Source organism: Alteromonas sp. ABE4_545 (genome assembly GCF_056161325.1).
In genome coordinates, this window is sequence record NZ_JBSWYY010000059.1 from 1 (window position 1) to 3,800 (window position 3,800).

The window sequence follows — 3,800 nt, forward strand, 5'->3', positions numbered from 1 at the left end:
ACGAGCACACAATACGGAACTACGTTGAGCATCAAGGTCGGAAGGATTCAGATCAGCTCCGAATGGAGCTGTAACCGATAGAACCCCGGGCATGCCCGGGGGAATCTATGCAAAAAAGCTGTTAAAAGCCGATAATCCTGTGGTTATCCTTTGTACAGCTTGACAGGTCTTGCTTTGATCATTAATATTCCGCGACCCAAAATTTGCATCCTATGAAAAATGCAGGCGTTGGGAGCGGTTTTTAATCAGAGCAAATAACAGATCGTGACGAGCACATGATCTGGCGACGTGAGAAAAGTCGCATTAAATGTGACCCGATATTAAGTCGGGTTTTCGTAGTTATTAATCAGGAGCTAGTTAATGGCAACAGTTAACCAGTTAGTGCGTAAGCCTCGCAGAAAGCCAGTTGCAAAAAGCAACGTAGCGGCTCTGCAAGCTTGTCCACAAAGACGTGGTGTATGTACTCGTGTATATACAACTACGCCTAAAAAACCAAACTCAGCACTACGTAAAGTATGTCGTGTACGTTTAACTAACGGTTTTGAAGTTTCTTCTTACATCGGTGGTGAAGGTCACAACCTACAAGAGCACAGTGTTGTTCTAATTCGTGGCGGTCGTGTAAAAGACTTGCCAGGTGTTCGTTATCACACAGTTCGCGGTACGCTTGACTGCGCTGGCGTTAACGACCGTAAACAAGCCCGTTCTAAGTACGGCGCGAAGCGGCCAAAATCGTAACGGTTCTCCGTTAGTAAGGCCAAACTGTAGTTAATTAAGAGTTTTGGGTTATCCCTGAATTCATCGGAGAATTAAGATGCCAAGAAGAAGAGTCGTAGGTCAACGTAAAATCCTACCGGATCCTAAGTTCGGATCACAATTACTTGCAAAATTCATGAATGTCGTAATGCTCGACGGCAAGAAGTCAGTTGCTGAAAAAATTGTTTACGGTGCGCTTGATATTGTTGCTGAAAAAACCGGCAAAGCACACTTAGACGTATTTGAAGATGCACTAGACAACATCCGTCCTACTGTCGAGGTTAAGTCTCGTCGTGTAGGTGGTTCTACGTACCAAGTACCAGTAGAAGTTCGTCCAGTTCGTCGTAATGCGTTAGGTATGCGTTGGATGGTAGAAGCGGCACGTAAACGTGGCGAAAAATCAATGGCTCAACGCCTTGCAGCTGAAATGCTAGACGCAGCTGACAACAAAGGTTCTGCGGTTAAGAAACGTGAAGACGTTCACCGTATGGCCGAAGCAAACAAAGCGTTTGCACACTACCGTTGGTAATCAACGTTATTTGACTGAGAGAGACGTATGCCTCGTAAGACTCCAATTGAACGTTATCGTAATATTGGTATTGTTGCCCACGTTGACGCGGGTAAAACAACAACGACAGAGCGTGTGTTATTTTACACAGGCTTGTCACACAAAATAGGCGAAGTGCATGATGGCGCAGCCACCATGGACTGGATGGAACAAGAGCAAGAGCGTGGTATTACTATTACCTCCGCTGCTACCACTTGTTTCTGGGCCGGTATGCAACAGCAATTTGACCAGCACCGTATCAATATTATTGATACTCCTGGACACGTTGACTTCACCATTGAAGTAGAGCGTTCATTGCGCGTACTTGATGGTGCAGTAGTGGTATTTTGTGGGTCTTCCGGGGTTGAACCTCAATCAGAGACAGTTTGGCGTCAAGCCAACAAATATCACGTACCTCGCATGGTTTTCGTCAATAAGATGGACCGTGCAGGTGCGGATTTTGAGCGTGTTGTGGGTCAAATCCGCAAACGCCTTGGCGCAAACTGTGTACCTATTCAATTGAATATTGGTGCTGAAGACGAATTTAAAGGCGTCATCGATCTTATCAAGATGAAGGCCATCAACTGGAATGAAGACGATATGGGTATGACATTTACCTATGAAGAGATTCCAGCTGATTTACAAGATAAGGCGGAGTCGTACCGTACCGAAATGGTCGAAGCCGCAGCAGAAGCCACTGACGAGCTTATGGATAAGTACCTTGAAGAAGGTGAGCTTACCGAAGAAGAAATCCGTCATGGTTTGCGCATCCGTACGCTAAACAATGAAATTGTATTAGCAACTTGCGGAAGTGCATTTAAAAACAAAGGTGTTCAAGCGGTATTGGACGCGGTTGTAGAATTTTTGCCAGCGCCAATCGACGTACCTGCAATTACAGGTATCCTCGATGACAAAGATGAGACGGAAGCTGAGCGTCATGCTGACGACAACGAGCCGTTTTCTGCGTTGGCCTTTAAGATTGCCACTGACCCATTCGTGGGTACGTTGACATTCTTCCGTTGTTACTCAGGTGTAGTGAACACAGGTGACACGGTTTATAACCCCGTGAAAGGCAAGCGCGAGCGCTTTGGCCGAATCGTACAAATGCATTCGAAAGATCGCGAAGAGATCAAAGAAGTACGAGCGGGTGATATCGCCGCAGCGGTTGGTTTGAAAGATGTAACCACTGGTGATACGTTGTGCGATCCTAATAGTGTGATTACACTAGAGCGAATGGAATTCCCTGATCCGGTAATTTCAATTGCGGTTGAGCCAAAATCGACGGCCGACCAAGAAAAGATGGGCTTAGCGTTAGGTAAACTAGCTGCTGAAGACCCTTCTTTCCGCGTGAAGACCGATGAAGAAACCGGTCAAACGATCATCTCTGGTATGGGTGAGCTTCACCTAGACATCATTGTTGACCGTATGAAGCGCGAATTTAAAGTTGAATGTAACGTGGGTAAACCACAAGTTGCCTATCGTGAAACGCTACGTAAGAGCGTTGAAGTTGAAGGTAAATTCGTACGTCAATCAGGCGGTCGAGGCCAGTTTGGTCACGTTTGGTTGCGAATTGAGCCACAGGAAGAAGGCGCAGGATACGAGTTTGCGAATGAAATCGTAGGTGGTGTGGTTCCAAAAGAATACATTCCTGCGGTGGATAAAGGAATTCAGGAGCAAATGCAGAATGGTGTGTTGGCGGGTTACCCTGTACTCGATGTAAAGGTAACTTTGTTCGACGGTTCGTACCATGATGTTGACTCTTCTGAAATGGCGTTTAAGATCGCCGGTTCAATGGGCTTTAAAAAAGGTGCCGCCGAAGCGAATCCCGTATTACTTGAGCCCATGATGAAAGTTGAAGTAACCACTCCAGAGGAGTGGATGGGTGATGTTGTTGGTGACTTGAACCGTCGTCGCGGCATGATCGAAGGAATGGAAGATGGTTTAGCCGGCATTAAAATTGTTCGTGCTAAAGTCCCTCTTTCTGAAATGTTTGGGTATGCCACTGACCTGCGCTCTGCAACTCAGGGTCGTGCGTCATACTCAATGGAGTTCTTCAATTATTCTGAAGCGCCCAATAATGTGGCGCAGGCTATTATTGAAGCTAGAGTCTAATCTTATTCAAGGTTCGGTCCGGTCTATATTGGGTCGGACTTTAAATTAGGAAACGAGAAAAATGGCAAAAGAAAAGTTTGAACGTACGAAACCCCACGTAAACGTGGGTACAATCGGCCACGTTGACCACGGTAAAACTACCCTAACTGCAGCTATCACTACTGTTCTTGCAAAGACATACGGTGGTTCTGCTCAAGCATTCGATCAAATCGATAACGCTCCAGAAGAGCGTGAGCGTGGTATCACAATCGCGACTTCTCACGTAGAATACGACACACCAACTCGCCACTACGCGCACGTTGACTGTCCTGGACACGCTGACTACGTTAAAAACATGATCACTGGTGCTGCTCAAATGGACGGCGCGATCTTGGTAGTTGCGGCAACT

General features: G+C 46.4%; 4 protein-coding genes. All 4 read left to right on the forward strand.

Annotated elements, in window-relative coordinates:
• The first annotated feature begins 360 nt into the window (after positions 1-360).
• Positions 361-735, forward strand: coding sequence for a 30S ribosomal protein S12 (rpsL, locus tag ACXAH6_RS20275; protein ID WP_474879800.1), 375 nt, complete (start codon positions 361-363; stop codon positions 733-735).
• A 76-nt stretch (positions 736-811) separates the two neighbouring features.
• Positions 812-1,282 (forward strand): 30S ribosomal protein S7, encoded by a 471-nt coding sequence (gene rpsG, locus ACXAH6_RS20280; RefSeq protein WP_474879801.1) that lies wholly within the window; start codon positions 812-814, stop codon positions 1,280-1,282.
• 27 nt (positions 1,283-1,309) lie between these two features.
• The gene (gene fusA, locus ACXAH6_RS20285) at positions 1,310-3,412 is read left to right on the forward strand and encodes an elongation factor G (protein ID WP_474879803.1); all 2,103 of its coding nucleotides are present in this window, start codon (positions 1,310-1,312) and stop codon (positions 3,410-3,412) included.
• A gap of 61 nt (positions 3,413-3,473) precedes the next feature.
• The coding region (locus ACXAH6_RS20290) for a GTP-binding protein (protein ID WP_474879564.1) at positions 3,474-3,800 on the forward strand (327 nt) is incomplete at its 3' end.